The following is a 5962-nucleotide window of genomic DNA, read 5'->3' as shown; positions in this document are numbered from 1 at the left end:
TCGCCGAGGCCTCGGCCTACGCCGCAGAGGCAAGCCGGGTTGCCGAAGCCGGTGGCCAGCTGGCCGCGCCGGTACTGGACACGCCGGAAGCCGCGCTGGCCTTCGCAGTCGCCATCGCCCACACCGAGGACTACGAACGCGCGCTGAAAGCGCTCGAAGCGCTGGCGCAATCGCCACGCGACGACATCCGCCTGATCGCCCGCTACGACCTCGCCAATCTGCACATGCGGCAGGCGCGCTTGATCGGCAACGAGCAAGTGGCCAAGGGCCGTACCCTGGTCGAACTCGGCAAGCAGTCCTACCGCCGCGTGCTCGACGAAGACCCGCTGCACTGGGAAGCGCGCTACAACCTTGAACGCGCCCTGTGGCTGGAGCCGGAAGCGGACGACGGCAATGTCGACGCCACGCCGCCACCCTCGGTCGAACGCCCGAACGGCGACAAGCCCGAGCTGCCGTGAGGCCCGGCTTCGGTGGCTATCTGCGGAACGCGCTGCGCGGCGGTGGCTGGCTGCTGCTGCCGGTGTTCGTGCTGCTGGCGACAGCAGCCTGGTTGCCGAAGCTGCCGGTGACCCGCGATGCCTATGATCACCTGGTGATCTTCGACGTCTCGCAGAGCATGAACGTCGAGGACTATCAGCTCGACGGCAAGCCGGTCAGCCGTCTCGAATTCGCCAAGCACTCGGTCGCCGAAGCACTGAAGAATCCGAAGTGCGATACCCGCATCGGCTGGGGCGTGTTCGCCGGCCGCAAGATCGTCATGCTGCTGGCGCCGGTCGAGGTCTGCCGCAATTACAGCGCACTGCTCGAAGCGCTGAGCGGCATCGACGGCCGCATGGCCTTCGAGCGGTCCAGCGAAATCCAGGAAGGCCTGCTGTGGACGATGATCAATGTCCGCGATCTGAAACCGTTGCCGACGGTGATCTTCATGACCGACGGCCAGGAAGCACCGCCGCTGCCACCGGAACGGGTGCGCAACTACGACGGCCAGATCGGCGAAGTGCGCGGCTGGGTGGTGGGCGTTGGCGGCGACGAGCCGCGGCCGATCCCGAAAACCGACACTGAAGGCGCCCGCATCGGCTACTGGCGCGGGACCGAAGTACTGCAATGGGCCGGCGCCGCATCGTCGACCGGCGGCACCAACCACGAGCATCTTTCAGAACTGCGCGAGCCCCATCTGCAGCAGCTGGCCAAGACTGTCGGCTTCGACTATCTGCGCCTGGTCGACAGTCACTCGCTGGATCAGGCGCTGCACGATCGCAAGCTGTCACATCCGGCCGAAGTCGATACCGATCTGCGCTGGATCCCCGGCGGGCTGGCGCTGCTGTTGCTGGCTGGCTGGTTCTGGCCAGATTGGCGGCCGTTCAGGCGGCCCGCTACCTAGCAGGACTGCGCTGTAGAGCGCTCTATATGAGTGCGCGCGAAGGCCAGCAGGTCGTCGTACACCTCGATGTCAGCCGCGCCATGCTTTGTTTTGGTGCGTTTTCCATTCCCGGAAAGCACCAAAACAGGGCGCGCCCCGGCTGCGCGAGCTGCTTCCAGATCGGAGCCTGAATCGCCGACGAAGGGCACGCCCTCCAGGCTGACATTCAGACGCTTGCCGAGATCCTTCAGCATGCCGGGCGCCGGCTTGCGCATGACGCTGGCCTGGTCCGGATGCTCCGGCGCGTAGAACACGCCGTCGATGCGGCCGCCGAGCTCGGCCAATGCTCGCTGCATCTTGTCGTGGATCGCGAACAGCGCATCGAAATCCAGCAGGCCGCGACCGATGCCGGACTGGTTCGACGCCACGAACACCCGAAAGCCGGCCTGACACAGCAAGGCAATGCCTTCGAGGCTGCCGGGCACCGGATGCCATTCGGCCACCGACTTGATGAAGTTCGGGGAGTCTTCGTTGATGACGCCGTCCCTGTCCAGGATCACGATTTTCATGGCGTGGATGGTAACGCCGTCCCTGGCGCGGCTGCCGCCTTGTTTACGACCGCCGGCCCGGCCATCCCTGGCCGGGCGTTCGCCCTTACCGGCGATGCGATTCAACGCATCGCCAATAAGGCCTCACCCCGGCAGACAGGAAATATCCGCAACCTCACGACACACCCGATCCAGCTGCCGCAGCAGCGCCAGCCGGTTCGCGCGCACCGCTGGATCATCGGCCATCACCATCACGCCGGTGAAGAAAGCATCGACTGGCGCCTTCAGGCTGGCGAGCTGCTTCAGGCGCTCGGCGTAATCGCTGGCCGGCGCCGCGTTGACCGCGTTCAGCGCCGCGTAAAGCTCTGATTCCGCTGCTGATTCGAACTTCGCGGCGTCGACGTCCGAGCCGCCGTCGCCAGCCTGCTTCAGCACATTGCGGACACGCTTGTGGGCAGCGGCGAGGCTGGCCGCTTCCGGCAGCGCCCAGAAGCTGTGAATCGCCCGCAGACGCGCTTCGAAATCGAGCGGCTGGGTGATGCCGAGCGCGGCGACCGCTTCGAACATTTCGACGGTCACCGGGCGGCCGTCGAACTCGCTGCCGACACGCCAGGCGCGGTGGCGTTCCTGGACGAAGGTCAGCAGTTCCTTGAGCGTGGCCTCGTCGCGCTTGCCGGCCGGGAGTTCCTGCAGCGCTCCGCTCAGCAAGTCGCGGAGATCGAGCGGCAGCTTGCCTTCGACCAGGATGCGCAGGATGCCGAGCGCGGCACGGCGGAGCGCATACGGGTCCTTGCTGGCGGTCGGCTTCTGGCCGATTGCGAAGATGCCAGCCAGGGTGTCGAGCTTGTCGGCCAGCGCGACGATCTGGCCTTCGACAGCCGACGGAATCGAGGTGCCGGCCTGCGTCGGCAGGTAATGCTCGCGAATCGCATCGGCCACTGCCTGGGATTCGCCAGCCTTGAGCGCGTAGTAGCCGCCCATCACGCCCTGCAGCTCGGGAAACTCGTAAACCATCTTGGTAACGAGGTCGAACTTGCAGCGCTTGGCAGCACGCGAGGCGCCCTCGACCTGCTCGGCATTGATCGCAGCCTTCTCCGCCAACTTCTCGGCGACCACGAACGTCGCCAGCGTATGGATGCGCTTCAGCTTGTCGGCGACGGTGCCGAGATCCTTCTGGAAGGTCGCGGAAGCCAACTTTTCCGTGTACGCCGCTTCATCGGAGAACGGCAGCTTCAGATCCTGCTGCCAGAAGAACAAGGCATCGGACAGGCGCGGCCGAACCACGCGCTCATTGCCCTGAATGACCTGGGCGACGTCCTTCGATTCTATGTTCGAGATCGTGATGAACGACGGCAGCAGCTTGCCGGCGCCATCGAACACCGTGAAGTAGCGCTGATTGGTCTCGACGGTGGCGACGATGACTTCCGGCGGCAGTTCGAGAAAGCGCTCCTCGATGCGCCCGGAAATGACCACCGGCCACTCCACCAGCGCGGTCACTTCATCGAGCAGGCTGGCGTCGATTCTGGCGATTCCGCCCAGTTTCGCGGCCTCGGTCTTGATCTGGCGCTCGATCTCAGTCTTTCTGGTCGCAACCTCAGCCCAGACCCTGGCGTTTCTGAGACTTTCGACGTAGACAGACGGATCGGCCAGCGTGATCGCAGCGGGCGCATGGAAGCGGTGGCCATAACTCAGGCGGCCAGATTCCAGGCCGAAACGGCGCAATGGAATGATATCGGTGCCGAGCAGCGCGGTCAGCCACTGCACCGGACGGACGAAGGTTTCTTCACCGGAGCCCCAGCGCATGCGCTTGGGCACCAGTTCGTCCATCGATTTCAGGGTTTCCTCGAAGATTTCCGGCAGCAACGACGCCGTTGCCTTGCCCGGCTGCAGTTTCGAGAAATGCAGCTTGCCGTTCTTCTCGCCGAGTTCCGCGAACTCGACGCCACAGGTCTTGGCAAAGCCGAGCGCCGCAGGCGTCGGTACGCCGTCCTTGGTCGCGGCGGCGACGGCCGGACCGGAGCGCTCGACCGCCTGGTCCGGCTGCTGCACGGCGACGGCATCGATCTGCACAGCGATGCGGCGTGGCGTTGCAAATGTCCGGGCGGTGCCGGTGGCGACACCGCGCTTGGACAGGCCGTTGGTGACGCCAGCGGACAGCGCTTCGGCAAGCGGCACGACATAGCGTGCCGGCAAGTCTTCACAGCCGATTTCGATCAGCAGCGGGGCAGTTGAGCTCATGTTCAGGCCGCCTTTGTCGCGCTGGCTGCATTAACCATCGGGAAACCCAGTTTTTCACGGGCAGCGTAATAGGCCTCAGCGCACAAGCGAGCCAGGGTGCGCACCCGCAGGATGTAGCCCTGACGCTCGGTAACGCTGATTGCCGAGCGCGCATCGAGCATGTTGAAGCTGTGGCTGGCCTGCAGTACGCGCTCGTAGGCCGGTAGCGGTAAATTGTTCTCGATCAGATGCTTGCACTCTGCTTCGGCAACATCGAAGCGCTTGAACAGCGCAGCGGTATCGGCATGCTCGAAGTTGTAGGCGCTCTGCTCGACTTCGTTCTGGTGATAGACATCGCCGTAGGTGACGATGCGGACGCCACCATCCTTTTCGACATGCTTGCTCCAGACCAGGTCATAAACCGATTCGACTTTCTGGATGTACATCGCCAGACGCTCGAGACCGTAGGTGATCTCGCCGGCGACCGGCCGGCATTCCAGCCCGCCAACCTGCTGAAAATACGTGAATTGCGTGACTTCCATTCCGTTCAGCCAGACTTCCCAGCCGAGGCCCCAGGCGCCCAGGGTCGGGCTTTCCCAGTTGTCTTCGACGAAGCGGATATCGTGAACCAGCGGGTCGAATCCGAGCAATTTCAGTGATTCCAGGTACAGATTCTGGATGTCCGGCGGGCTCGGCTTCATCAGCACCTGGAACTGGTAGTAGTGCTGGAGACGGTTCGGGTTCTCGCCGTAACGACCATCGGTCGGGCGGCGCGAGGGCTGCACGTAGGCGGCATTCCACGGCTCCGGGCCGATTGCGCGCAGGAAGGTCGATGGATGAAAAGTGCCGGCGCCGACCTCCATGTCCAGCGGCTGGACGATGACGCAGCCCTGCTTCGCCCAGAAGGTCTGCAAAGTGAAGATGAGGTCCTGGAAAGTCATGGTTTCTTGTGCTTCGGCGGGCTGCGGCTACGGGGTTCCGGGGATCGGACTGCGGCCGGAAGGGTCGCGAGTATAGCCAATGGCGATGGGGCTTTCGGGCTGCGTGCTACGCTCGCGGCCCGTCGCGATACGCCGAAATTCGGACTGTCGCCGAGCCGTTTCCGTTCGCCGCCGCCGCTTGCGCCGCGGGCCATCGAGGAGAGTTCCATGAAGCGGATGCTGTCGATTTCTCTGCTGATGCTGGGCTTGCTCCCGGTCGCCCGGGTTGCCGCTCAGGGGCCGGATCAATGCTTCGCCCAGGCCAAGCTGATGCCGGCCGACCAGCAGGAGCAATTTCTGAAAGCCTGCCTCGGCAGCACACCGAGCGCGCCCGCCACGGTGTCGCCCGAGCAACGCGCCAAGGTTTGTGAGTCGATCGCTGAACGCGAACATTTCTCCGGCGAGCAGAAAGCCACGTTCCTGAAGGGTTGCAAGGCCGGCTGAACGATCTTGAGCACAAGTTCGCGCCCCGTTTTGGCGCACAACCGGCTTGAACTGGCATATTTGCTGCTACACCATTCGCCGCTTCCCCAGCGCATTTCACCCTCAGGAGACCCCCATGTCGGGTAAAGACGTACTCAAGATCATCAGCGAAAAAAGCGTGAAGTTTGTCGACTTCCGGTTCTGCGATACCCGTGGCAAGGAACACCACGTTTCGGTGCCTGCCCACACGATCGACGAAGCCCTGTTTGTCGACGGCAAGATGTTCGACGGTTCGTCGATCGCCGGCTGGAAAGGCATCAACGAGTCCGACATGATCCTGATGCCGGAAGCCGGCACTGCGTTCATCGATCCGTTCTTTGAAGAAACCACGCTGGTGCTGAGCTGCGACGTGATCGAGCCGGCCACCATGCAGG

Annotated in this window: 7 protein-coding genes; 4 read left to right on the top strand and 3 right to left on the bottom strand. The window is 63.8% G+C overall.

Annotation, left to right across the window (positions count from 1 at the left end):
• Nucleotides 1-458 (top strand): hypothetical protein (locus tag QZY06_RS07790; RefSeq protein WP_295682498.1); only part of this gene is annotated, 458 nt, incomplete at its 5' end.
• Nucleotides 455-1381 (top strand): hypothetical protein, encoded by a 927-nt coding sequence (locus tag QZY06_RS07785; protein ID WP_295682496.1) that lies wholly within the window; start codon nucleotides 455-457, stop codon nucleotides 1379-1381. The genes QZY06_RS07790 and QZY06_RS07785, both read left to right, overlap by 4 nt.
• Here QZY06_RS07785 and gmhB read toward each other — a convergent pair.
• From gmhB to glyQ, 3 genes are read right to left on the bottom strand one after another with little or no spacing between them, the layout of a single operon-like run.
• A complete protein-coding gene (gmhB, locus tag QZY06_RS07780) occupies nucleotides 1378-2034 on the bottom strand; it encodes a D-glycero-beta-D-manno-heptose 1,7-bisphosphate 7-phosphatase (RefSeq protein ID WP_295682493.1) in 657 nt (218 codons plus the stop codon). The genes QZY06_RS07785 and gmhB overlap by 4 nt on opposite strands.
• An 18-nt stretch (nucleotides 2035-2052) precedes the next feature.
• Complete coding sequence (glyS, locus tag QZY06_RS07775; RefSeq protein WP_295682490.1) at nucleotides 2053-4146, bottom strand: glycine--tRNA ligase subunit beta; 2094 nt, start codon at nucleotides 4144-4146, stop codon at nucleotides 2053-2055.
• A gap of 2 nt (nucleotides 4147-4148) precedes the next feature.
• A complete protein-coding gene (gene glyQ / locus QZY06_RS07770; protein ID WP_295682487.1) occupies nucleotides 4149-5066 on the bottom strand; it encodes a glycine--tRNA ligase subunit alpha in 918 nt (305 codons plus the stop codon).
• A 207-nt stretch (nucleotides 5067-5273) separates the two neighbouring features.
• On the opposite strand from glyQ, the gene QZY06_RS07765 reads away from it, so the two are divergent.
• Entirely contained in the window at nucleotides 5274-5549 is a 276-nt protein-coding gene (locus QZY06_RS07765) for a hypothetical protein (RefSeq protein WP_295682484.1), read from the top strand.
• Between the two features lie 115 nt (nucleotides 5550-5664).
• A partial coding sequence (locus tag QZY06_RS07760; RefSeq protein WP_295682482.1) for a glutamine synthetase beta-grasp domain-containing protein occupies nucleotides 5665-5962 on the top strand: 298 nt, incomplete at its 3' end.

This window comes from uncultured Nevskia sp., assembly GCF_903885465.1.
Taxonomy (GTDB): Bacteria; Pseudomonadota; Gammaproteobacteria; order Nevskiales; family Nevskiaceae; genus Nevskia.
Note: the sequence above shows the minus strand (reverse complement) of the source record. Positions and strands in the feature narration are given on the sequence as shown.

Coding starts and splice junctions, on each gene's coding strand:
- glyS (WP_295682490.1), bottom strand. CDS start 4,146: ATGAGCTCAACTGCCCCGCTGCTGATCGAAATCGGCTGTGAAGACTTG.
- glyQ (WP_295682487.1), bottom strand. CDS start 5,066: ATGACTTTCCAGGACCTCATCTTCACTTTGCAGACCTTCTGGGCGAAG.
- QZY06_RS07765 (WP_295682484.1), top strand. CDS start 5,274: ATGAAGCGGATGCTGTCGATTTCTCTGCTGATGCTGGGCTTGCTCCCG.